22 protein-coding genes are annotated in these 21,925 nt (G+C 61.8%); 8 read left to right on the forward strand and 14 right to left on the reverse strand.

Going from position 1 to position 21,925, the window contains the following annotated elements; translation table 11 throughout:
• Positions 1–7: 7 nt before the first annotated feature.
• The 7 genes from FKM97_RS14640 to FKM97_RS14670 all read right to left on the reverse strand — a co-directional run bounded on the left by FKM97_RS14640 (position 8) and on the right by FKM97_RS14670 (position 6,388).
• Positions 8–1,273 (reverse strand): ABC transporter substrate-binding protein, encoded by a 1,266-nt coding sequence (locus FKM97_RS14640; RefSeq protein WP_144293172.1) that lies wholly within the window; start codon positions 1,271–1,273, stop codon positions 8–10.
• Positions 1,274–1,299: 26 nt separating this feature from the next.
• Positions 1,300–2,070 carry an SDR family NAD(P)-dependent oxidoreductase gene (locus FKM97_RS14645; RefSeq protein WP_144293173.1) on the reverse strand — a complete coding sequence of 257 codons (771 nt, stop codon included), beginning with the start codon at positions 2,068–2,070 and terminating at the stop codon, positions 1,300–1,302.
• Positions 2,071–2,085: 15 nt separating this feature from the next.
• Positions 2,086–2,841, reverse strand: coding sequence for an SDR family NAD(P)-dependent oxidoreductase (locus tag FKM97_RS14650; RefSeq protein WP_144293174.1), 756 nt, complete (start codon positions 2,839–2,841; stop codon positions 2,086–2,088).
• Between the two features lie 53 nt (positions 2,842–2,894).
• Positions 2,895–4,157, reverse strand: coding sequence for an ABC transporter substrate-binding protein (locus FKM97_RS14655; RefSeq protein ID WP_170240921.1), 1,263 nt, complete (start codon positions 4,155–4,157; stop codon positions 2,895–2,897).
• A gap of 241 nt (positions 4,158–4,398) precedes the next feature.
• A complete protein-coding gene (locus tag FKM97_RS14660) occupies positions 4,399–5,067 on the reverse strand; it encodes a TetR/AcrR family transcriptional regulator (RefSeq protein ID WP_144293176.1) in 669 nt (222 codons plus the stop codon).
• The gene (locus FKM97_RS14665) at positions 5,064–5,861 is read right to left on the reverse strand and encodes an enoyl-CoA hydratase (protein WP_144293177.1); all 798 of its coding nucleotides are present in this window, start codon (positions 5,859–5,861) and stop codon (positions 5,064–5,066) included. Before FKM97_RS14665 ends, FKM97_RS14660 begins: the two co-directional genes overlap by 4 nt.
• Entirely contained in the window at positions 5,858–6,388 is a 531-nt protein-coding gene (locus tag FKM97_RS14670) for an acyl-CoA thioesterase (protein ID WP_144293178.1), read from the reverse strand. Before FKM97_RS14670 ends, FKM97_RS14665 begins: the two co-directional genes overlap by 4 nt.
• Before the next feature lie 190 nt (positions 6,389–6,578).
• Here FKM97_RS14670 and pxpB point away from each other — a divergent pair, with 190 nt between their 5' ends.
• Genes pxpB through FKM97_RS14685 form a run of 3 tightly spaced genes read left to right on the forward strand, consistent with a single transcriptional unit; the run spans position 6,579 to position 9,137 of the window.
• Positions 6,579–7,325: a 5-oxoprolinase subunit PxpB gene (gene pxpB / locus FKM97_RS14675; protein WP_144293179.1), complete on the forward strand. Its 747-nt coding sequence runs from the start codon at positions 6,579–6,581 to the stop codon at positions 7,323–7,325.
• Complete coding sequence (locus tag FKM97_RS14680; RefSeq protein WP_144293180.1) at positions 7,318–8,370, forward strand: 5-oxoprolinase subunit C family protein; 1,053 nt, start codon at positions 7,318–7,320, stop codon at positions 8,368–8,370. The genes pxpB and FKM97_RS14680 overlap by 8 nt, the downstream gene beginning before the upstream one ends.
• A complete protein-coding gene (locus FKM97_RS14685; protein WP_144293181.1) occupies positions 8,367–9,137 on the forward strand; it encodes a LamB/YcsF family protein in 771 nt (256 codons plus the stop codon). Before FKM97_RS14680 ends, FKM97_RS14685 begins: the two co-directional genes overlap by 4 nt.
• A 113-nt stretch (positions 9,138–9,250) precedes the next feature.
• Here FKM97_RS14685 and FKM97_RS14690 read toward each other — a convergent pair whose 3' ends face one another.
• Positions 9,251–9,673: a DUF1810 domain-containing protein gene (locus FKM97_RS14690; protein WP_144293398.1), complete on the reverse strand. Its 423-nt coding sequence runs from the start codon at positions 9,671–9,673 to the stop codon at positions 9,251–9,253.
• Between the two features lie 27 nt (positions 9,674–9,700).
• Entirely contained in the window at positions 9,701–10,006 is a 306-nt protein-coding gene (locus FKM97_RS14695) for a hypothetical protein (protein WP_170240922.1), read from the reverse strand.
• Positions 10,007–10,243: 237 nt separating this feature from the next.
• Between FKM97_RS14695 and FKM97_RS14700 the strand changes: the two genes are divergently transcribed.
• Positions 10,244–10,573: a hypothetical protein gene (locus tag FKM97_RS14700; RefSeq protein ID WP_144293183.1), complete on the forward strand. Its 330-nt coding sequence runs from the start codon at positions 10,244–10,246 to the stop codon at positions 10,571–10,573.
• A 26-nt stretch (positions 10,574–10,599) separates the two neighbouring features.
• Here FKM97_RS14700 and FKM97_RS14705 read toward each other — a convergent pair whose 3' ends face one another.
• Positions 10,600–11,583: a YihY/virulence factor BrkB family protein gene (locus tag FKM97_RS14705; RefSeq protein ID WP_246105094.1), complete on the reverse strand. Its 984-nt coding sequence runs from the start codon at positions 11,581–11,583 to the stop codon at positions 10,600–10,602.
• A 177-nt stretch (positions 11,584–11,760) separates the two neighbouring features.
• Here FKM97_RS14705 and FKM97_RS14710 point away from each other — a divergent pair, with 177 nt between their 5' ends.
• Both FKM97_RS14710 and FKM97_RS14715 read left to right on the forward strand, forming a co-directional pair.
• On the forward strand, positions 11,761–12,219 hold the full coding sequence (locus tag FKM97_RS14710; RefSeq protein ID WP_144293185.1) for a BA14K family protein: 459 nt from the start codon (positions 11,761–11,763) through the stop codon (positions 12,217–12,219).
• A gap of 182 nt (positions 12,220–12,401) precedes the next feature.
• Entirely contained in the window at positions 12,402–13,955 is a 1,554-nt protein-coding gene (locus FKM97_RS14715; protein ID WP_144293186.1) for a sensor histidine kinase, read from the forward strand.
• A gap of 56 nt (positions 13,956–14,011) precedes the next feature.
• Here the strand turns inward: FKM97_RS14715 and FKM97_RS14720 are convergent, their stop codons facing one another.
• Positions 14,012–15,736, reverse strand: coding sequence for a catalase (locus FKM97_RS14720; protein WP_144293187.1), 1,725 nt, complete (start codon positions 15,734–15,736; stop codon positions 14,012–14,014).
• A 346-nt stretch (positions 15,737–16,082) separates the two neighbouring features.
• Here FKM97_RS14720 and FKM97_RS14725 point away from each other — a divergent pair, with 346 nt between their 5' ends.
• Positions 16,083–16,967: an EamA family transporter gene (locus FKM97_RS14725; RefSeq protein ID WP_144293188.1), complete on the forward strand. Its 885-nt coding sequence runs from the start codon at positions 16,083–16,085 to the stop codon at positions 16,965–16,967.
• A gap of 257 nt (positions 16,968–17,224) precedes the next feature.
• On the forward strand, positions 17,225–18,169 hold the full coding sequence (locus tag FKM97_RS14730) for a LysR family transcriptional regulator (protein ID WP_170240923.1): 945 nt from the start codon (positions 17,225–17,227) through the stop codon (positions 18,167–18,169).
• A gap of 16 nt (positions 18,170–18,185) precedes the next feature.
• Here the strand turns inward: FKM97_RS14730 and FKM97_RS14735 are convergent, their stop codons facing one another.
• The 3 genes from FKM97_RS14735 to FKM97_RS14745 are packed head-to-tail and all read right to left on the reverse strand — an operon-like array spanning position 18,186 to position 21,917.
• Positions 18,186–19,613 (reverse strand): aldehyde dehydrogenase family protein, encoded by a 1,428-nt coding sequence (locus FKM97_RS14735; protein ID WP_144293190.1) that lies wholly within the window; start codon positions 19,611–19,613, stop codon positions 18,186–18,188.
• Between the two features lie 20 nt (positions 19,614–19,633).
• Entirely contained in the window at positions 19,634–20,254 is a 621-nt protein-coding gene (locus tag FKM97_RS14740) for a DUF3726 domain-containing protein (protein WP_144293191.1), read from the reverse strand.
• Positions 20,235–21,917 (reverse strand): hypothetical protein, encoded by a 1,683-nt coding sequence (locus FKM97_RS14745; RefSeq protein ID WP_144293192.1) that lies wholly within the window; start codon positions 21,915–21,917, stop codon positions 20,235–20,237. Before FKM97_RS14745 ends, FKM97_RS14740 begins: the two co-directional genes overlap by 20 nt.
• Positions 21,918–21,925: the final 8 nt, after the last annotated feature.

Genomic DNA, 21,925 nt, shown 5'->3' on the forward strand with positions numbered 1-21,925 from the left:
CGTCCGCTTATTTGAACTTGAGCTGGATCGGCTGACCCGGAGAGGGGGGCTCGATCATCTCGGCGCCCGGATACTTCACGAATTCAGAGACCGTCCAGCCCTGTTCGGTCTCCTCCGGCTTGAAGGTGATGAAGTTGAGATCGAGGATCGCCTGGTGATCCTCTTTGCGGAAGGTGCGCGTGCCCTTCGCCGTATCGAAGGTCATGCCCTCCAGCGCCTTGACCACCGCGGCACCGTCCGTCGAGCCGGCTTTGCCGATCGCCGCCGCATAGGCGTAAACCGCTGCATGACCCTGCTCCACATAGCCAATCGGGAATTTCTCGCCCGTCTTGGCGACATAGTCGTCATAAAGCGCCTTGCCCATGGCGCTCTCCTGGTAGCCGCCATAATACCAGTGCATGGCGGTCCAGAAGTTGGGGATCATGCGCTTGCCCAGCGCTTTCGGAACGTTGAACTCGTTGGCCCCGTCGGCGATCGCCTTGAATTTTCGCGCGACACCGAAATTCGCGCCCTGGGCGATCAGGGTGACGGCATCGGCGCCATTGGTGTTGTTGAAAAGCCCCTGGGCCGGCGAACGCATGAGTGTCGTGAGCTGCGGCTTGAAGTCGGTGGCGCCGAACTTGGTCAGCACCGGCTCGACGATCTCGACCTGCTTCTTGGCGATGGAGGGGTAATATTCCTTGAGACCGTCGACAAAGGCAGCCCAGGACTGATGCCCGTAGGCGGCATCGGGAAAGATGCCGGTCCAACTGGTGATGTCCGGATATTTCTCGGCCATCACCCGTGCCAGCGCCCGGTAGCGCATATAGGAATTGTCGCTGATCCGAAAGTAATTCGGATTGAAGCTCTCATGGGTCAAGCTGTCGGCAATCGCGGCGCAGGAAATGAGAACCGCATCCGAGGGCTGCAGCAAGGGCCCCACCGCAAGTGCCACGGAGGATTGGATCGCCCCGAAGATCAGCTTCACGCCTTCGCCGAACAATCCTTGCGCCTGCGTGACGGCCTCGGCGCCTGTCGCCTTGTCGTCCCGGGCGACGATTTCGATCTGGCGCCCAAGTACCCCCCCTTGGGCATTGATCTGGGCGGCGGCGATCTGGGCACCGGCGAGCATCGGTGCACCAAAGATCTCCTGCGCGCCGCTCATCGGGCCGAGAAAGCCAAGCTTGATCGGATCAGCAGCCTGGCCGAGTGCCGGCCACACGCCCAGTCCGGCCGCAAGGCTGAAACCCGCTGCCCCTGTCAGCAAACCGCGTCGCGTCATCGACTTCTTCATGAATTTTCTCCCCTGATTTCTCTTGCTCAGCTCCACCACCGCCCACCATTGACGATCAGCGACTGGCCGGTGATGTAGCGGCTCTGATCGCTGGCGAAGAACACCACCACATTGGCGATGTCCTGTGGCTCGCCAGCGAAGGCCATGGGCGTTTCCTTGAGATACTGCGACCAGATCGGCAGCCGGTCTGCCGCCGCGGTCCGGATCGGACCTGGGCAGATGGCATTGACGTTCACATGGAAGGGGGCAAGCTCGCGGGCAAGCGACCGGGTGAGCCCGATGACCCCTGCTTTCGCCGCGGCATAATCTGCAACCCCCTGCGATCCCATATAGGCCGCTTCGGAGGCGATCGACACGATTTTGCCGCGACCGCGTTCGCGCATGCCGGGGACGACTTGGCGGGAGCAGTAAAGCGTCGAATAAAGATTGAGCTTGAGGATGAAGTCCCAGGTCTCAGGCTCCGAGCACCAGAATTCGGAGGCGCGTTCGCGCGCACTTTGGCCGACATTGTTGAGCAGGATTTCGACCGGCGCGACATCCGCCTCGATCCGTGCGAAGGCCTCCTCGATGGCGACCCGCTCATTGCAGTCCACCACCATGGGATGCGCCCTGCGCCCCTGCTGTCCGACCTCTTCGGCGACCGCGGCCAGGGCCTCTTCCTGGATGTCGATGAGCACGACATCCGCGCCGTTGCGGGCGAGATGGATGGCGGACGCTCTGCCGATGCCGTTGGCAGCCCCCGTCACCACGGCGAGCTTGCCAGAAAGATCCGTTACTGTCGCCGCTGGTGCCTGCATCGATCCCTCTTCCCTTTAGACCACCAGGCCGCCATCCACAGCGTAGACGCCGCCGGTGCAGTAGCTCGCATCATCCGATAGGAGGAACGCCACCATGGCCGCGACCTCCGATGGCCGCCCCTCTCGCTCGATGGGCCGCGCCGCAGCCCCCCAGGCGCCCATGCCCGCCGTTTGGGCAAGCGATCGCACCATGGGGCTGTCGATGGCCCCCGGTGCCACGGCATTGACCCGGATCCCATACTGGCCGTTTTCGACCGCTGCTGACGCGGACAGCGCCACCACGGCCCGTTTTGATGCACCGTACAGTGCCCGGTCGGCCCGGGCGCGCAGCGCCGCGACCGAGGCGAAATTCACGATCGCCCCGCCCTCTCCCTGAGCGATCATCTGGCGCAGGCAGTCCCGCATGGCGAGGAAGATGCCGCGCACATTGACGGCATAGACCAGATCGAAGTCCTCGGCCGACAACGCGGTGATCGGCCCGGACCTCCCCAGAATTCCCACTGCGTTGGCGAGCCTGTCGATCCGCCCGAAACGCTCTAGGGCACCGGCCACCATCTGCGCTGCGCCCGCTTCGGCCGACAAATCCGCTGCGAGCGTCGCCAGATGCGGGCTTGCCTGCGCCCCATCCAGCCGCTCCAGCGCCGCCGGGTCGAGATCGACGGCCAGAACCCGGCAGCCATGGTCGATCAGTTCCTTGACGATCGCGCTCCCGATCGCCCCTCCCCCGCCGGTGACGATCGCGACTTTGCCTTCAAGCCCTCGGAAACTCATGGGGTCTCACTCGACTATGCGACCGTCTCTTTTGCGACCGGAGGGGCGGGAGACTATCCCCCGATCACCAGGGCCTTGCCCGGCGTGGCAGGCCCGAGGAGCTTCTCGCCGGGCACCTTCACGGCATCCGAGACCTTCCAGCCCAACTCGTCATCTGCGGGACCGAGCTTGATGTTGATGTCCGAGATGACCTGGTGGTCTTCCTTGCGGAAGGACAGCTCACCTTTGGCGCTCTCGAACTTCACACCTTCAAGGGCGCTGATCACGGCATCCGTTTCAGTGCTGCCGGCAGCCTTGATGGCATTGGCATAGGCGTACAGGGCCATATGGGCGGGCCCGATATAGCCCGTCGGGTATTTGTCCCCAGTGCGCTTCACATATTCATCGTAAAGTGCCTTGCCGGTCGGGATGTCCTGATAGGAGCCGTAATACCAGTGGCTGCCCGACCAGAAATTCTCCGGCAGGTTCTTCTTCAGGATCTTGGCAAAGATCAACTCGCCCGAGAGATCCATGAACACCTTGATCTTCTTGGTGAGCCCGAAGGGCCGCGCCTGATTGATCATGGTGAGGAAGTCTTCCCCGGTGAGCGATTGGTAGACCGCCTCGACCGGCTGCCGCATCAGGCTCGAGATCTGGTTCTTGAAATCGATGGAGCCCCACTTGAACAGGACCGGATCGCTGATCTCGGCCTGCGTCTTGGCAAGCTCGGGATAGAAGGTTTTGAGCCCCGAGCTGTAGGAACGCCACAGCGCGTGCCCGAACTCCACATCCGGAAGGATGCCGCTCCACTGGGTGACGTTGCCATATTTTTCAGCTGCCAGATGGGCCTGGGCCTGGGCACGGCTGTAGGCGCTGTCGGTAATGCGGAAGAAATTGCGGTTGAAGCTCTCATGCGTGAGCGAATCCGCAACCGATCCGATGGTGATGAGGGTGCTCTTGGAGTCGGGCATGATGCCGACGATCGCCAGCGCCGACGGGGTGTTGAGGCCGCCGATGAAGAGGTTGATCCCCTCACCCATCAATTCCTTAGCCGCAGCGATGGCGGCATTGGGATTGGCTTTGTCGTCCTTGAACACGATTTCGAGCTTGCGGCCGAGAATGCCGCCGGCGGCATTGATTTGATCTGCGGCGATTTCTGCGGAAAGCTTGCAGTCTGGTGCATAGCTCGCCTGCGTTCCGGTGAGCGGCAGCAGGATCCCGATGCGGATCGGCTCGCTGCTTTGCGCGTGCACGCGGCGCGGCAACCCCGTCGCCAGCGCTCCTAGGGCTGCAGCCCCACCACCGAGAACGGCACGACGTGAAATGTCTAGGGTCATGGGTCTCCTCCCGAAGACGAAGGCCGCGGGTATTCCCGCGGTCCAGCTCATTACGGCCGACATCAATCAGCCGTTGAGAGGACTTCATCACAGTCCGAAAGACCCGTCAATAATTTTCGAAATCATATTCGAGTTCTAAAAAATTTCTTCTGTATTTCAGTATGTTGTCTCAATTTCTCCTTCGCAGAAAAAGACCCTCAAGTCTCGTCATGATCCAAATCGGCTCTGTGGCGTCCATCGTTCACCGAGTCTCATCCCAGGGCTTTCCAATTCCCTCAAACAGCAATATGGCCGCCTGGTCGGCGATCTGCTCGGGCGTCATCCGCCCTGGCTTGTACCACTCGATCGACCAGTTCATCATGCCTAGCAGCAGCAGCCGGACCACCGAGAGATCGAGATCTTCGCGGATCTCCCCGGTGGCCTTCGCCTCCGCAAAGAGCTGGCGCCAGACCCCGGCATTTTCATCCAGGACCCTCAGGAAATGCTCGCGCAATTTGGGCGGAATCTGATCGAAGATGCGCATGTGGGCAGAAGTGTATTGATCCCCCGAGAGCACGATCTCGAAATGCCCCCGGATTGCCGCCTTGATCTTGTCGCGCACCTTGGTATCGGGCGGCATCTCCGCGATGGCCCCGAGAACGAAGGCGGACGTCTTCTCATTGGCGATGCGCAGCACTTCCGCCACGATCGCTTCGCGCGACTCGAAATAGTAATAGATGCTGCTCGTCTGCGTACGTGCCCGCTTGGCGATGTCGCTTAGCCGGGTGAGGGCATAGCCCTTATGGTAGAAGATGTGGGCCGCTGCATCCAGGATCCTTGCCCGCGTAACCTCTGACTTCTTGGGCTGGCGCCGCGCCGGAGCGGTGCGCTTGGGTGGCCGAGACGGTTTCTCGACAGCAACCGAATTCATTTCAGCTCCCTGCCCTTGTCGATGGCTCCGGCGAGACCTTTGTCTCGGATGGACTTGAACGCCTCGCTCACATGGCTGAGTTGATGAGTGTCGAAATGCGCGGCGAGCGCAACTCCGAACCCCTGCGCTTCCAATGAACGATTGAGCGAACGCTTCAGCAGCTTAAGGGTGAAGGGCGGTGCTGCGGCGATACGGTTGGCGATCTCCAGGGTTTTGGCCTCCAGCTCGCTGCGCGGGACCACGTGATTGACCATGCCGGCTCGTTCTGCCTCGGCGGCGGACAAACGACCCCCCGTATAGAGCAGTTCCCGCGCTTTGCGGTGTCCGAGAACCCAAGGGTGCACAAGGACTTCGACGGCGGCGGCCCCCAGGGAGTGCGCCACGGGATCGGCAAAGAAGGCATCATCCGCTGCAATGATGATGTCGCACATATTGGCAAGCATGAAGCCGCCGGAGATGCAAGCGCCCTGGACCTGTGCGATGACGGGCTTGGGCGCATTGAAAAGCTTTAGGCAATAGTCGAAATAGCGCTGTTCCTCATACGCCCACCGCTCTTCGACAGTGAACTGGGCCCGTTCCCGCTGCGCCTCCTTGAGGTCGTGGCCGGCTGAGAAATGATCGCCGGTGCCGGCCAACACGAGCACCCGCACCGCCTCCTCTGCAATGGCGGCGGTGACCGCATCGTCAAGCTCATCGAGCAACTGGCGACTTTCGGCGTTGCGGAATTCCGGCCGGTCATGGCTGATCCGGCGCACCGGGCCCAGGTCTTCGACCGCAATCATCTCATAGGTCATGCCCGTGCTCCCCGCATGCTTCGCGCCAAGTCCAGCGTCTTGAGCTGCCTCCACCCCTCCGGCTCGGCCACCTGTCTATGCATGGCATGGACCCCTTCGAGACTGCGCCGCAAATCTTCTGGCATGGCTGCGGTCTTGGGCGGCGGACCAAATCGGATATGGACGACGATAAACTGCGCCAGCGCAGCCAGATAGGCCTCTGTTTCATTGAAGATCTCGAACACCAGCCGCATGCGCCGATCATCCATCTCGGCAATGCGCGCGCTCACCAGCAGGTGGTCACCCAGCATCAGCTCGCGCAGATGCACCACTTGCGATTCGAGAACGAAATTTGTTTCACCAGTGCGCGCTCGAAAGGCGTCGGCATAGTCCCAGCTTTCATGGACGGCGATCGCCGCGTCCTTGACGGCGGCGAGATAGAAGCAGGCATTCATGTGGTTGTTGCCGTCGATCCAAGTGTCCGGGACTTGAAGTCGGAACTGCGGGAGCCGGGGATCTGCAATCATGATCTTGGCAGCCGCATCCATGGATTTTCGCTCCTCTATGGCCGCCTCGACGACACTGTTCTGCGTTTCGGCTAAGTTGATTACCAGCCCTCGTCAACGTTTTAGAATTGAAATTCGATTTTCGCGCAATCGGAATCCCTTGTCCACTGTCGCCCGCCCGCGCTAGACCATTAGGAAAGTGGGGGCTCTGCACCATCACTGTCAGGAGCGCATGTCCGACGCCGCTTATCATCAGCCTCGCTTCCTTGATGCCGGCGACACAGGTTTGGTGGTCGAACTGGGCAACGAGATCTGCGAGATCACGAATGGGGATGTCATCAGCCTGGCCGAGGCCCTGGCCGCGCTCGACCTTCCCTCGATTCGCGATATCATTCCGACCTATCGTTCCTTGCTGGTGAGCTTCGATCCATTGGTCCTTGACCGGCAGCGGCTGAAGGCATCCGTGCTCGATCTCTGGCCACCGGCCGCTGGAGTGGTTCGACGGGCGACCCGTTGGCGCATCCCCGTCTGCTATGGCGGTGCGCACGGCGTCGACCTCAAAGCGGTTGCTGAGCAGCATCGGATCTCCGTCGAGCGCCTCATCGAAGTGCATTCGCAGGCCGAGTACCGGGTCTACATGCTCGGCTTCAGCCCGGGTTTTGCTTACCTGGGCGGACTGCCCGACGCCATCCACACCAGCCGCCGTCATGAACCGCGCCAGGTGACGCCGCCGAGCAGCATTTCGATCGGCGGCAAGCAGGCGGCCGTCGCCCCGCCTATGGAAGCACCCAGCGGCTGGCAGTTGCTCGGGCAGACACCGGTTCGCTCTTACGATCCGCGTCGCACAGATCGCCCCTTTCTCTTCGAACCTGGCGATCTCGTTCATTTTGTCCCCATTTCCGAGGCGGAGTATGATGCCATGAGCGCCGCAGCGGAAGCGGGACGCGAGATAGCCCTGAGCGAGCCGGCGGATGCCTAGCCATCTCCTGCTCACCCGCTCGGGTCTGTTGTCGACGCTTCAGGATCGCGGCCGCTTCGGCTTCCAGCGCTATGGCATCTCTGCCTCCGGAGCCATGGACATGGCCTCCCTCGCCCTTGCCAATGCCCTGGTCGGCAACCCTCCTGAGATGGCGGCCATCGAGATGACCCTCATTGGCCTGGCTGCCACACTTGAAGCGGGCCGATGCCGTCTGGCAGTGGCCGGCGGCGAGGTTCAGGTGACGGTAAACGGCCGGGTTCAGCCCGGCCTCACAGCGCTGGATCTGGAGCCCGGCGACAAGCTCGACATTGGCCCACTCACGACGGGGATGCGAGCCTATCTGGCCGTCTTCGGCGGCTTCGATATTGCTGCGACCCTTGGCAGCCTGTCGACCCACACCCGTTCCGGCATCGGCGGTTTCGAAGGCCGGGCCCTGGCGGCGGGCGATCGCCTGCCCTTGCGCGCGCCCCTCCCCTCTGGTCCGCGTCTCACCCAGCCATCCCCGTCCCTGCCTCTGACCAAGAGCACCATCCGCATCATTCTGGGTCCACAGGACGACATGTTCGCGCCAGCGGGAATCGACACACTCTTGTCGAGCGACTACCGGATGACTCAGAAGACCGATCGTATGGGCTGTGTGCTTGACGGACCGGCCATCGAGCACCGCGACGGCTACAACATCATCTCCGATGGCATCATGAATGGCAGCATTCAGGTCCCCGGCCATGGGCGACCGGTCATCCTCCTGGCGGATCGCCAGACCACGGGCGGCTATCCGAAGATCGCCACCGTCATCGAGCCCGATCTGTCTCGGCTCGCCCAGTGCCGTCCCGGTGAAACTCTGCGTTTCGAGCGAGTGACGCCGGAAGAGGCCGTGGCGATCGCAGCCCGCTATCGGTCCAGCCTGGCCGCCCTTCCGCAGCGCCTGGCCCCGGTCGTCGAGGGGAGCCACGGCCTGACCACCGAGAGGCTTCTTTCCAGCAATCTCATCAGCGGTGTTCACCACGCTACGCAGCTGACACATCCGGAGGGCCAGTCCTCATGACCAAGATCGACCTGAATTGCGACATGGGAGAAGGCTTCGGCGTCTATGAGCTGGGCGATGACGAAGCCATGCTCGATGTTGTGACATCCGCCAACATCGCCTGCGGCTTCCACGCCGGCGATCCCCTGGTGATGGCGCGCACCCTCGCCGCTGCAAAGACGCGCAATGTGGGCGTCGGCGCTCATCCGAGTTTTCTCGATCTCTGGGGCTTCGGTCGGCGACCGATCCAGGGGGAGCGCCCCGCTGATGTCGAGAAGACGATCATCTATCAGATTGGCGCTTTGCAGGCCCTCGCTCATGCAGGGGGTCACGAGCTCACCCATGTGAAGACCCATGGATCGCTGGGCAACATGGCGAATGAGGATATCGAGCTTGCCCGCGCGGTTGCCCGGGCGATCAAGGCGGTGAATCCGAACTATATTTTCATCGTTATGCCGGGCCTGCCGACGGAAAGGGCCGGCGAAGAGCAGGGTCTGCGCATGGCGCGAGAGATCTATGCCGATCGCGCCTATGCCGAGAATGGCAACCTACTGTCGCGCAAACTGGAGGGGGCGGTGATCCACGATGCCGAGGCCGCCGCCGATCGCGTTTTGCGCATGGTGGAAACCCAGGAGGTGGTGACCGCAGGGGGCAAGCGCCTCCCCTTGCGCGTCGATACGATCTGCGTCCATGGCGACACGCCAGGCGCCGTGGCCATGGCCCGCCGCGTCCGCGAGCGCCTGGAGGCCGCCGGCATCGACGTCGCCCCGATGGCCGGCTGGCTCTGACGGCTGCCTACTCTCCGGATACGGGGTGGAAGTCCGGCTTCATCCTTGCGATGTTTTGGAGCACTTTCTCGGCTCCCACCGTCGCGGCGGCGAAGTTTGAGGCGCTTGCCCGATCAGGCGAGCTTTTCGAGGGTTAGGGGGCAGGGTTCGCCCTTGAAGAACTTCGCGAGCGCGGCTCGAAACAAAGGCTCTTGCGGGGCGGCTTCGGTAAAGAGCGTCATGCAGGAGCGAAATTTCATATCGTCGGGAACACCGAGGATCTCCCGCGCCGTTCGCCCTTCGACGGCGCAGACGAGCTCCGTGCATCGGTGCAGCCGCGGCCCGAGGATCGGATCGGCGAGATAGGCGCAGGCCTCTGCGGCAGAGTGCAATGCATATTTTTCCGCCATCGCGCTCCTGCCCAGGCCGGCGATCTGCGGAAACACGAACCACATCCAATGGCTCTGTTTGCGACCCTCAGCGAGTTCATCGAGGACGCGTCGGATGACGGGTTCCTGCGCCTCGCGAAACAGCGACAAGTCGTAAGGATCATCCATCATTCGGAGACAGTCCGACCGTGTTGATCAGTTCGGCGCCTCGCCCTCGGTCCCCGTATCGTCGGCTTCGATGTTCTGGCGCTTGATCACAGAACCCGGTCCGTCTTCTACGTCCTTGACGAGGCCGGACGGGGCGTTGAGCTCGCTGGCGGCATTTTCATTGGCGTTTTCTTGCTGCGTGATTCCCGAACCTGGCGCCGGCATGACTTGTCCATCGTCATAGGTAACGCCGGGCGGCGTGGTCTGCGCCACAGCAGGCGTCATGCCGGCTGCGACGAGAGCCATCGCGCAGCCCCCTAAAAGATATTGCACTCTCATCTGCATCTCCACCATGCGGAGCCCGTTACTACTTGCATAATGAACGGGATTCCGATGAAACAGTTACACCAATTTCCGAAGCGCGCTTTATGTTGGCTTAGTGCGATGATTAACAAGTGGTGACAGGCGCTTCGGCCCGAATGTGCGAGGATGACGGCAGGGTGATCCGCTGAGACTAGCCTCGACGAGTGTCGACAAGTATAATCCTTTTGCACCGCTCTAGTGCAAATCTTCCGACAGAAAGTACAGTCAATGGAAATTCGCGTCTCTCCCGCGCTCGCCGTCACCCTCGTGGCACCCGATGATCTCAAGCGCTTCAAGACGGTGGTGGAGTTTGGTTCTGACAGGCTCGAAGATCTCAAGACCGCGCTGAAGACAGCGGGCGAGGTGGAATCCAAGGATGCGGTGTGGATCTCCGCCGACTGGCTGAAGTCAGAGAGTGGACTGGCCGACAACTCCGAATGGGCCAGCGGCTTCGAGGGGATGTTGAGCTACGCCGCAAAGCACGGCTGGGTCCGTGACGGCAGTCCTGTCATGATCCGCAGTCACGTGGAATGGCCAAACGAAGCAACGGCAGCCTGAGGACTGTCTCGCAGCCCGCGGTTACGTTATTGCGACGGCCCTATGGTGTCGGCCATCCGTGCCCCTCTCTCACCCATGGGTAATGGCGCACCCGTGGTGCTGTCCACGGCGGTTTGATGTTCCAGTTCGGAATTGAGTTCGGCGCAGACGAGGACGATGATCGTCGAGATCCAGATCCAGGTCAGGAAGCCAATGGCCGCGCCGAGTGATCCATAGGTCTCGTTATAGGACCCGAAGCTCGCCACATACCAGGAAAACAAGGCCGACACCCCGAGCCAGAGACCGGCGGCCAAGACGGCGCCGCCAGTGACCCACCGCCATTTGGCGCGACTGCGGCTGGGTCCATAGCGATAGATGACGGAAATCGCACCGATGAAGATCACAGCCAGGATCGGCCATCGGATGAGAGACAAAATGATCTCCGATCGAGATCCCAACCCCACGAATTGCAGGACGATCGGAATGGCCACGACGCCCGTGATCGTGACGATGCCCAGCACCAGCGCTCCAACTGTGAACAGGAGTGAAACGCCATTCAACATCAGGATGCTGCGCTTTTCCTTTTCGCCATAGACGACGTTCAGCGCGTCGAACAGCGCCTTCATGCCCGCATTCGCACTCCACAGTGCGATCGCCAAACCGAAGAAGAAGCTCAGCCCTAAGGTGGTCTGTTCGCGCGAGGTGATCGCCGCCAGCTGGTCGGAGATGATGGTGATGGCCCCGTCGGGCAGGATCATCTGCATGAGATTGATCTGCTGCTGCACGGAGGCCGGATCGGCGATCAGACCATAGAGCGAGATCAGCGCCGTCAGGGCTGGGAACAGGGCCAGCAACGCGTAGAATGTGACGCCCGCCGCCACAGCCAGGATCCGGTCATTATCGATCTCCCAGAAGACCCGGATAAGGACGTCTTTCCACCCCTTGAGCGGCATGTCTTGGGGCGAGCGGGCGTCTCGGCCGCGGCCGGGCTCGAGGATAGGGCCGATTTCTGCGCTCTCTTCCATCGTCATCCCGCACCGCCTTTGCCACATAAATGACGCAAAAGAGCCGCGGTTCCATTGGGAAAAAGTGCGGAGCCTGCACAATTGCCAATCCGCGCTCACGATCCTGCGAGAATCCCCGCAGCAGGGAACGACTGGGGCGCGAAGTCGTTGGCCCTTCAGTTAGTTCGCAACGGAGATATCGCCATGAACTTCAAAATTCCATTGGGCGCAGCGGCCCTGGGCTTTGGCCTTTTGGCAGGTGGCATGACGAGCCCCGCCTCCGCCAGCATGTCTGGCCTCACCGGCAGCGCGGTCGGTCAGGTGACCGGCACCAATTCCATGATCCACGAGGTTCAGAGCCGCAAGCATCGTTATAGCCGCAGCTATAATCGCGGCCACCATGGACCTCGCTATCGCCATAAGCGGCGCGGTTACAACTATTATCACGGCGGCTACTACTATTCGACGCCATGGTGGGTGGGCGCAGCCGCAGGGGCGGCGATCATTGGTGGCCTTGCCACCGCTGGTGCGGCAGCCAACGCGGCCGCCAACAGCGGCAATCATGTCGCCTGGTGTAATCAGCGCTACCGCTCCTACAATCCCGCGACTGACAGCTACATGGGCTATGACGGTCAGCGGCATCGCTGCTATAGCCCATACTGATCTTGAGCGGCTCCGAGCATCCACTGGCTCGTGATTCCAAAACTGACACTAGGGCGCGCTTCGGCGCGCTCTAGTGCGTACGAACTCCCCATAATCTAATCTTGCGCGTAGGGCTGATGGCTCTACTAGCAACGCCTTCTGGACGGCGATAATGTCCATCGTCGTTATTCAGTGAGCGCGATGTGACGAAAACTTCTCCGTCGAGGGACGACAGCAGCACATTCTCGCTGAAGGCCGCGACGGGTCTCATCTTCTTCCTCTTCGGTCTCTTTCTGATCGTTCTTACTTTCTCCATCTTGAGAGAACAGGCGGAAACGCAGAAACGTACTGAAGATCGAGCGCTTGCGGCCTCCCAGGTCGTGGCAACCAATGCACGCTGGATCGTCGAGCTGTCGCGTCAGGCCCTTGGCCGTGTTGACGAGGCTCTTGGTCCCGACATCAATAGTCGAGCCGCGGAGACCGGGGCCTTGATCCGGGAGGCCATCGCGAGTCTTCCCGGTGATGCGAAGGCCACTGTCGTCTCCGCTGAAGGCCGCACCGTGTTCTCGACGGATCCGGGCGGTACGTTACTGGATCCAAGCCAGGGTGAATATTTCGCCTCCCTCGCCAGCGGAACGACTTGGTACGCCTCATCTTTGATGCTCGAAAATGACGGCGCGACGCAGATCTTCTCCTTCAGCAAACGCCTGGAGCGCAATGGAGAATTCGTCGGCGTGGCGGTGCTGTCTTTCGACGTCGGCCTGTTCAAAGAGATCTGGGAAGCAGTCGAGCTCGACGAAATATCCACCGTCAGTCTAGTTCGCAGCGATGGGCAACTCGTGGCCCGATATCCCTTCGCCAAGGGTCCTGTCGACCTCAGCAATTATGTCCTGTTCACCGAGCACCTCAAGCGCGCCGAGACCGGGACGTATGAGGCTGCGCGATCACCCGTTGACGGCTACAGGCGCATCGTCGGTTACCGCCGGGTTCCCGCTACGGATTTCGTGGCACTGGCGTCGGTCAATAAGGACGCTGCCTTCGCCTCCTTCCGCCGCAATACGCTGCTCACTCTTGCGTTCGCCTTGCCGACCGCACTCGCTCTGCTGGGTGCGATTGTGTGGATCCTGCGTCTATTGCGCGACGATCAACGCCGGCGTCTGCAATTGGCGGAAGCCTTGGAGCTGAACCGGATGCTGGTCATGGACACCCATCATCGCGTGAAGAACAATCTTCAGTCGGTCGTGTCGCTGATCCGGATGCACGCCCTCCCCGAACGTCTAAAGGCCGATCTTCAGACACGTATCTTCGCCATGGCGGCTGTGCATGAGCATCTTTATCGGCTCGATCAATTCGCGGAAGTAGAGGCCAAGACGCTGATCCCCGCAATTGTCGAGCCTTTGAAGCAGGGTTTCGACAATCAAGTCACCATCGCCTATGACGTCGATCCCTTCATCCTGGATCGCGATCATGCGACGCCGCTTGCCTTGCTGGTCAACGAAGCCGTGACCAACGCCTTGAAATATGCATTTCCCGGATCCGGTGCCGGCCGCATTGTCATAGCGCTCAAGCAAACCGGGTCGCGTGAGTTCATATTGTCCATCTCTGACGACGGCGTGGGCTTCGACCCTGCCGCGGATAGGCAGGGTCTGGGAACCAGACTGATGCGCGCGATGGTCGCCCAGCTTCACGGCACATGGGAATATGACTTCGACCACGGAACCCGGTTCGAAGCGAAGCTGAACCTCGGCACCGCCTGAGGCGGCCGAGATTGATCAACTGCCGGACGGCTATGCCATCCGGCAGTCGAGCGTCGTTATTCCGCGGCCTGGTGGCTCCGCATCGACTGACCGTCGAGCTGCCCGCCGAGGATCTCTTCGGCCTTGGTTTGCCGGTTCTTGACCGATCCTGTCCACTGCCCCCAGACGGACGGATCGATCGTGTCACCGTTGCGGCCGAGAGTGCGCAACCGCTTCTGGTCTTCCTCGGTGAGCACCTGTTTCGGCAGGGGTGAAAGACGGCTCACGTCTTCGGCGCGAATCCCCAGCTTCTCACCCACTCGACTGCCGTACTCGTCGTGAATGAGGAAGAAGTGCCAGAGCATCCGTTCCTGCACGTCCCGCTCGCACTGGCCCAACAGGTCGATCATGTTGTGGATGAGATCATCGCGCTCCCAATCCATCATGGTGCAGAAGCGTGCTCGCGCCTGAACATAGTCATTGCGCCTCTCGAGGACGCTTCGCGTCAGCCGCCCATGGATCTCTGGCGGATTGTTTGGCGCCTCGCGCTCACTCTCCTTCAAGCCGTGGTGGATGGACGGCTCATAATTGACATGCGGATTCTGCCCGGGCGCTAAATCCCGCTGGAAAGACATCTGACCGCCGCTGAGATTGGTGGCGACCTTGGCATTGTTGGCTTGGTTTACCGGCAGCTGCAGATAGTTGGTGCCGACCCGGTGCCGCTGTGTATCCGAGTACGAGAAAGTGCGGCCGACGAGCATCTTGTCGTCCGAGAAGTCCAGGCCGTCGACCAGGACACCGGTGCCCATGGCGATCTGCTCGTTCTCGTTGAAATGGTCCCCGACGTTCCGGTTGAGCGTCATCACGCCGATTTTGCGCAGCGGGAAGTCTTTCTCCGGCCAGATCTTCGTGTCGTCCAAAGGATCCCAGTCGAGCTCCGGATGTTCGTTGTCATCCATGATTTGCACGAACATATCCCATTTCGGATGATCGCCGCGCTCGATCGCCTCGAACAGATCTTTGGAGGCGGAGCCGAGGTCCTGCCCCTGCACCTTTGCCGCCTCCGCCGCGGTGAGGCTGGCGACGCCGCAATGTGGATGGAAGTGGTACTTCACCAGCACGGTCTCGCCCGAGGCATTGACCATCTTGTAGGTGTTGACGCCAAAGCCTTCCATATGCCGATAACTGGCTGGAATTCCGCGCGGACTGAACAGATGCGTCAGCATGTGCATCGATTCAGGAGTCTGGCCCATGAAATCGAAGATCCGATTGGGCTCCTGACGAAAGGTGATCGGGTCGGGCTTGAGTGAATGGATCACGTCTGGAAACTTGATGGCGTCGCGGATGAAGAACACCGCAAGATTGTTGCCGACGAGATCCCAATTTCCGTCTTCTGTATAGAACTTGACGGCAAAGCCACGCGGATCCCGGGCGACCTCTGAGGAGTCGCGTCCACCGATGACGGTGGAAAAGCGGATGGCCAGCGGCGTCTTCTTTCCCGCCTGCTGGAAGAGCTTCGCTCGCGTATACTTTGAGGCTGGCTCGTCGCCGATCTTCCCTGTCGCTTCGAACTCTCCGTAACAGACGAATCCGCGCGCATGAACGACCCGCTCCGGGATCCGCTCACGATCGAAATGAGTAATCTTCTCGAGGAACTGATAGTTCTCCAACGTGGCGGGTCCTCGACTGCCAACAGTTCGTTGCGACTGGTTGTTGGTGATTTCGTGCCCTTGCCTGTTGGTCAGGATCTGGTCCTGCCCACCCTGTGGCGCCGCTCCTTTCGGAGTGTCCTCTTGGCTCATTCTGATCCCTCCGGTGCTGAAAGTGGCCCATAGTGCGGCCAAAGCTCGTCTCAAGAGTAATGATGCCAGCGCATCACGGTTCCCGGCATCGCGAATAAACATCTCACATCCCGGCAGAACCGACCCCTGCGACATGCAAACGGAGTTCAAACCAGACCTTGCTGTTTCCCTCATCGCTGCACCAGCCTGTCGGCGGTGGACCTGGGAAGATACGACGGCGGCTTCTCTTTTCGAGTTCACACGCACACGCACGCCGCGGCAGCCTCTGGGCTGGTCACAGTGCTGGGAATGTCCTAAACACGCCGATGCCTTCTCCCTGCCATTCTGCGTGAAGTTCCCGGCTGTCATGTTCTGGTCCCATCTGAGCCCGCGTTGGAAGGGCGTTGTGTGTCTCGCCGTCACGGGCCTTGGATGGGGCATGAACTGGCCGGCGATCAAGGTGTTGCTGCTGGAAGCGCCCCCACTATTGAGCCGCGGGATCACGGGGATCGCGGCCGCCTTCATCCTGCTCGCCATTGCCCTGTTCCGCGGCGAGCGAGTCGTCGCCCCTTCACGGGCCCTGCCGGCGATCGGCGCGTCGGCCTTCACCAATGTCTTTGCCTGGATGGGTTTCTCCACCATTGCCATGCGGTGGCTCACCGTCGCCGAATGTGCGCTGCTGGTTTACACGATGCCGATCTGGACGACTCTGTTGGCCTGGCCGGTCCTCGGCATGCGGCCGACAGTGCGCAGCACGCTTGCTCTGGTGATGGGCGTCGGCGGCATTACCCTGCTCCTCGGTGCCGAGAACGTCGTTCCGGAGCCCGACATGATCTGGGGAATTCTCCTCGCTCTCGCGGCGGCGATCTGTTTTGCTCTCGGTTCTGTGCTGAACCGGAAGCCCATTCCGTTAACGCCGCTTGTGTCCGTAGCCTGGCAGGTTGGTCTTGGCTCCCTCGCTCTCGTCCTTGCGGGATTGCTCTATGAGAACCCCTCTTTGGCATCCCTCACGGCGCGGAGTTGGTGGATCATGGTCTACATGTCATTGGTGCCGATGGGCGTGTGTTATCTCGCCTGGTTCGCCGCCCTGCGGTATTTGCCGCCCGCCATGGCCTCGACCGGCATTCTGATGGTTCCGGTGACCGGAGTGGTCGCAGCGGCCTTCTTTCTCGGCGAGCCCTTTGGTTGGGTTCAGGTCGGAGCCCTGGCGCTCACCCTTGGCGGCGTAACCCTCTCGCTCCAGAAGAGTTGATCTCCGGACCGGCCAAGCGGGCCGGCCCGAAGTGCGGCGCAGAAGGAGGTGGTTCGCGGGACGACGAGGAGCGTATGCTATCCTGTGCATCAAGGAGATCTGCCATGCTGCAGGATACCGGAAAGACCGGCGCGACATGAACCGCATGATGGCTCCTGCCAAAACCGCCCGCTTCAAAGCCTGTCCCCTATCAGGGGAGCGCACCGCCGAGCCCGCCGTCTCCTCAGCATTCGCGGGCGGGTAGAATCATGGTCGCCATGGACACCAACCTTCCGGATCTGCGGGCCTTCCGCGTCTTCGTGACGGTCGCCGAAATGGGAGGCATAAAGCCTGCCGCCGAGCGGCTTGGCCGTTCTCCCTCCGCGATCTCGATGGCGCTGAAGAACTTCGAGACGACGCTCGGAGCGCCGCTCTTCGAACAGGAGCGCAAGGCTCATCTCACCCCCTTTGGCCGGGTAGTGTTCGATCAGGCGCGTGAAGTCCTGCAACATTTTCTCAGCGCCTGTGCGACCATCGACACCTATGCCCGCAACCAGATCGGCCGCTGCGATGTCGGCAGCGTGACGTCCGTATCCATGGCTTTCCTGCCGCGAGCCATTCGCCTGGTGCAGCAGCGGATGCCGGAATTCGGTGTCGAGGTCCATCAGCTCGAATCCCCCCGCGCCCCGAACGCGGTGCTGGATGGCGTCGTCGACATCGCCTTCGTCGCCCGCCTCTCGCTCTCCGACGAGCTTCAATTCGATCCTCTCTTCAAGGATGGCCTCGACCTCGTCTGCGCCAATGCGGATCCCCTGGTGCAGGAGCAGGAGCCGGTCACGTGGTCCATGATCGCCAAGCGGGTCTTCATTCTGAACGACAGCTTCAATTCCATCGAGGCGCCTGAATTCCTCGACATCATCCGCCGCTCGACGCTTCGGGTCCGCAGTATTTCGGCCGTCTTGGCAGCCGTGCGTGAAGGTCTGGGAGTCAGCGTTCTCCCCCGCCTCTGCAGCGTCCATGGTGCAGAGGGCGTGACGTTTCTTCCCTTAGCCGATGGCAGCGCCCACCGGGTTGTGGGCATGTTGTCGAAGCGCGACCGTCGGCAGCTTCCGGGCACCGCAATCTTTGCCGCCGCAGTGCAGGAGGTGATCGAGGAGCGCGCCGCCGACCTGCGCTATGAATATCTCGGCACGCGCTCCACCGGCTCGAAGCGGCCGGCCTGAGGCTCCAGCCCAGTGATCAGCCGGCGAGAGCGCCGACCACCGCCTTCATCTCCAGAAACTCCTCAAGCCCAAAGATCCCCTGCTCACGCCCATTGCCGGATTGGCCATAGCCGCCGAAGGGCGCTGTTCCGTCATAGGCGGGATAATTGATGAGAACCTGACCGGTCCTCAGGCGTGCGGCGACCTTCACCGCCGTTTCACGGTCGCCTTGGATATTGCCGGACAGCCCATAGACGGTGTCGTTGGCGATCGCGACCGCCTCGTCCAGATCCCGATAGGGCATGATTGTCAGCACCGGTCCGAAGATCTCGTCTCGGGCGATGACCATGTCCGGTGTGACGTTGGAGAACACCGTCGGCCGCACGTAATACCCGCGATTGAAGCCCTCGGGGCGACCGGGCCCGCCGGCGATCAGGGTCGCGCCCTCCTCGATCCCCACGGAGATATAGTGCTGGATCGTGTCGAACTGCGCCTTGCTCACCGCCGGTCCGAGATCGGTCTCCTCCTGGGCGGGGTCTCCCACCTTCATTTGCAGAGCCGTGTCCCGGGCGATGGCTTCCACCTCAGCCAGCATGCTCGCCGGGACGAGCATCCGCCCCGGCGCGGTACAGGATTGTCCGGTGTTGCGGAAGCAATTCATGACGCCCCGCGGCACCGCGGAGGTGGGGTCGACGCCTTCCAGCAGGATATTGGCGCTTTTTCCACCCAGTTCCTGCGCCACCCGCTTCACGGTATCGGCTGCGGCTTTGGCAACCGCTCTGCCGGCTCGTGTCGAGCCCGTGATGGAAACCATGGCCACATCGGGATGCGAGGCAATGGCATGACCCACCGTCGGCCCATCGCCATTCACCAGGTTGAACACACCCTGCGGAACGCCGGCCTCATGCATGACGTCGGCAAAGATCATGGCTCCGAACGGCGCGATCTCGCTCGGCTTCAACACCATGCTGCAGCCCGCCGCCAGCGCCGGCGCGACTTTGAGCACCAGTTGGTTGATAGGCCAGTTCCAAGGCGTGATCAGCCCGACGACGCCGATGGGCTCGCGGACAATGAGGGTCGTGCCCTTCGCATGCTGAAACTCGTAGGCCTCCAGCGTGGTGATCATGTGCTTCAGATGGTTGATACCGGTCTGCGCCTGGCCTTCGAGGGCAAAACGGATTGGCGCGCCCATCTCCTGGCTTAAGGCAGCCGCGACCTCCCTGCGGCGATCCTCGTAGCATTCCAAGATGCGGCCCAGCAGGCGGATACGCTCCGCCTTGCTCGTGGCGGCAAAGCTGGGGAAGGCGCGACTGGCGGCCGCGACTGCAGACTCAACATCCGCAGCCGTGCCGGCGGCAATCTCCCCGAACGCCTCCTCGGTCGACGGATCGATGACGGGAATCCGGTCGGCGCTGAGGGGCTCGACCCACGCGCCATCGATATAGAACTTCGTTGCATGCTTCACGAAAACACCTCTGGAAGAAGCTAAAGGCTGGGCCGGGCGCCTGCGCCGCGCAGGCGCGATTTCTCGCTGTTCGGCACATAGGTCTTGTAGACCAGCAGGTCGAGCGCAGCATGGTCGTCGACTGCAATGCTCGAGCGGCTGGCTAAGAGGCCGATGAGCGGCCCGGCACGGACGTCTGCTTGCGGCAAGATCTTCAACTGCGCCGTCGGGAGTGCCCCTAGCTGCGAAAGCGCCGTGGTTGCTGAGACGGTATCGCCGCGGAAGGCGACCCGCTCCGCGGCCAAAGCCAGGTCGAACGCCATGCCGTCCGGTGTATTGACCGCCAGCATGGCAGTGGACCAGATCGGGCTCTCGATCTGGACAGGATCCAGGGTCCGCAAAGCAGCAAGATCATCGAGCTGATCGCAGAGTTCAGCCCCCACAAAAAACGGCGAATGAACGCGGTCCAGCGCGATCTCCGGCTCCAACGCCCGCAACAGCCATGGAGCCCAGTCTCCGCCGCGCGCCGCCAGCCAGCGGGCCGACCGCCCGACATCCTCGGCAATGCCCCAGGACAGTCCTGCCCCGCGTGCGGCCTTGTAGGCAATCATCTCGATTTCATTCATCGAGAGGTCGATCATCTCACCAGCCGATGCCGTCATCGCCCTCCTCCTGCAATTCGTCAGCAAAGGGCGCCCCTTGAAACAACCGGATCCTGAGGCTCAGATCGGATCGGGGATCGAAGGCTTCGGCTCCGAAAAAGGCGAGTTTGCAGCGCATCAGGTCGATGGGCCGCATCGTCGATCCCAGCAGGTTGTCGTGGATCTCGCCATAGGGATGGTCCGCCACCACCTGCACCCGGCGGATTGCATGGCGCAGCTCAGGATGTGCGATGGCCACCCGGCTCACCGGCGCATCCTCCGGCCAGTCTCTCAGAATGGCTGCGAGTCGCGAGACATCCCGGGCGAAGCCGAGCGGCAGTTCCAGGGCATCCCCCTCGTCATCCCCGCGCCACCCCAGTCGGGGCTCGAGTTTCTCCTGGGAGGTATACCAGAAGCGCGCCATGGCATCGCTGTCGGTGAAGTCGAGCGCCAGCGCCCACTCATAATGCGCCTTGATATGCCCCATCAGCTTGCCGCAGCTCATCGAGCCGACCAACCGCTGCATCTCCTCGCCGGGGACGGCCATTGCGCTGCACAGCTCATCGACGAGCGCACCATGCGGCTCAAGCAGGATGGAGACGAGATATTCCTGAGCCTCGAGACTGAGGGTCGCCTCAGCTCGGCGATAAAGGAGGTCCCAGGGCTGGAACACCTGTGCCGTAAGGTCGGCGGCCCATTCCCGGACCTGGACGAGATCTCCCTTCAGCGTCTCGATCCGTTCGCCCTGCAGGAAATCGACCGTCACCCATTGGCGGAGCTTGTCCTGGGCGCCATCCAGCAGGTCGACGATCACCCGCTGGACCGCGGGATCGAGGCTCTGGACCGCGCGAACCCGCGCCAATGCAACCTCGCGCGCATGGATCCAGCGGTGGATCAAGGCCGGATGACGGACCAGGAAGGGCGCCATCCCGAGCCCGGTCGAATTGCCGACGCCGACTTGCCGACGCAGATGGGGATCGAGGCGCACCGCCGTGTCGGGGGCCGCCATTTTCGCGCAATGCTCGACCAGATCCACGGTGAAATTGCGGATCAGCCAGACAGTCAGCATCTCGGCGACGAAGGAGCCGCTGAACTCCGGGCGCTGCGCCAGCACGGAGTAGTCGGCGATCCCGAATTTCCCGTTTCCGTAAACGGCACTGGTGCGCAGCAGGTAGCCGATCTCTTGGATCGCGGACTCTTCTGGCTGTTGCCCGGCCGCGAGCGCCGACTTCACCAGGTCGAACAATCGCTCGCTCTTGTTGGCTCTCGCCAGCACCAGTTCTCGTTCGCTATAGCGCCGCGCCTCCTGATAGGGCACGGCGGCGGCCAGCCGGTCGAGCTCCGCTTGGTCTGGGATACCATCATAGAGGACATAACAAGTGTCCCAAGCGACGGCGATCACCCGGTCGATGCGGTCTTCCGGCGCCAGATACTGCGAGAAGGCGACGAGACTGTAGTCTCGACCGCGGATCGAGACGGTGTAGACGGCGCGGCCAAAGCCGTTTTCATCGAGATCGAACAAGTGGCGCCGCACGTTCCAGCGCTCCCGCCGCGCGGTGCGGATCAGGTTGCGCGTGAAGCTCAACCGCGAGAGATGCATGGAGCCCAGCCGGCGCAGGCGCATGACGTGCTCCGGCGGACGCAGGGCGATTTCTGTTGTGTTCTCGATCTCGGCCAGGCTCATGGGGTGAC

This window comes from Rhodoligotrophos appendicifer (assembly GCF_007474605.1).
GTDB classification, from domain to species: Bacteria; Pseudomonadota; Alphaproteobacteria; order Rhizobiales; family Im1; genus Rhodoligotrophos; species Rhodoligotrophos appendicifer.

Bases quoted from the DNA above. Each gene is read 5' to 3' on its own strand.
- FKM97_RS14680 (WP_144293180.1), top strand. From the start codon at position 7,318: ATGCCTAGCCATCTCCTGCTCACCCGCTCGGGTCTGTTGTCGACGCTT.
- pxpB (WP_144293179.1), top strand. From the start codon at position 6,579: ATGTCCGACGCCGCTTATCATCAGCCTCGCTTCCTTGATGCCGGCGAC.
- FKM97_RS14695 (WP_170240922.1), bottom strand. From the start codon at position 10,006: ATGGTGGAGATGCAGATGAGAGTGCAATATCTTTTAGGGGGCTGCGCG.
- FKM97_RS14720 (WP_144293187.1), bottom strand. From the start codon at position 15,736: ATGAGCCAAGAGGACACTCCGAAAGGAGCGGCGCCACAGGGTGGGCAG.
- FKM97_RS14640 (WP_144293172.1), bottom strand. From the start codon at position 1,273: ATGAAGAAGTCGATGACGCGACGCGGTTTGCTGACAGGGGCAGCGGGT.
- FKM97_RS14685 (WP_144293181.1), top strand. From the start codon at position 8,367: ATGACCAAGATCGACCTGAATTGCGACATGGGAGAAGGCTTCGGCGTC.
- FKM97_RS14650 (WP_144293174.1), bottom strand. From the start codon at position 2,841: ATGAGTTTCCGAGGGCTTGAAGGCAAAGTCGCGATCGTCACCGGCGGG.
- FKM97_RS14730 (WP_170240923.1), top strand. From the start codon at position 17,225: ATGGACACCAACCTTCCGGATCTGCGGGCCTTCCGCGTCTTCGTGACG.
- FKM97_RS14705 (WP_246105094.1), bottom strand. From the start codon at position 11,583: ATGACGATGGAAGAGAGCGCAGAAATCGGCCCTATCCTCGAGCCCGGC.
- FKM97_RS14710 (WP_144293185.1), top strand. From the start codon at position 11,761: ATGAACTTCAAAATTCCATTGGGCGCAGCGGCCCTGGGCTTTGGCCTT.
- FKM97_RS14670 (WP_144293178.1), bottom strand. From the start codon at position 6,388: ATGGATGCGGCTGCCAAGATCATGATTGCAGATCCCCGGCTCCCGCAG.
- FKM97_RS14645 (WP_144293173.1), bottom strand. From the start codon at position 2,070: ATGCAGGCACCAGCGGCGACAGTAACGGATCTTTCTGGCAAGCTCGCC.
- FKM97_RS14745 (WP_144293192.1), bottom strand. From the start codon at position 21,917: ATGAGCCTGGCCGAGATCGAGAACACAACAGAAATCGCCCTGCGTCCG.
- FKM97_RS14660 (WP_144293176.1), bottom strand. From the start codon at position 5,067: ATGAATTCGGTTGCTGTCGAGAAACCGTCTCGGCCACCCAAGCGCACC.
- FKM97_RS14725 (WP_144293188.1), top strand. From the start codon at position 16,083: ATGTTCTGGTCCCATCTGAGCCCGCGTTGGAAGGGCGTTGTGTGTCTC.
- FKM97_RS14665 (WP_144293177.1), bottom strand. From the start codon at position 5,861: ATGACCTATGAGATGATTGCGGTCGAAGACCTGGGCCCGGTGCGCCGG.
- FKM97_RS14700 (WP_144293183.1), top strand. From the start codon at position 10,244: ATGGAAATTCGCGTCTCTCCCGCGCTCGCCGTCACCCTCGTGGCACCC.
- FKM97_RS14655 (WP_170240921.1), bottom strand. From the start codon at position 4,157: ATGACCCTAGACATTTCACGTCGTGCCGTTCTCGGTGGTGGGGCTGCA.
- FKM97_RS14740 (WP_144293191.1), bottom strand. From the start codon at position 20,254: ATGACGGCATCGGCTGGTGAGATGATCGACCTCTCGATGAATGAAATC.
- FKM97_RS14690 (WP_144293398.1), bottom strand. From the start codon at position 9,673: ATGGATGATCCTTACGACTTGTCGCTGTTTCGCGAGGCGCAGGAACCC.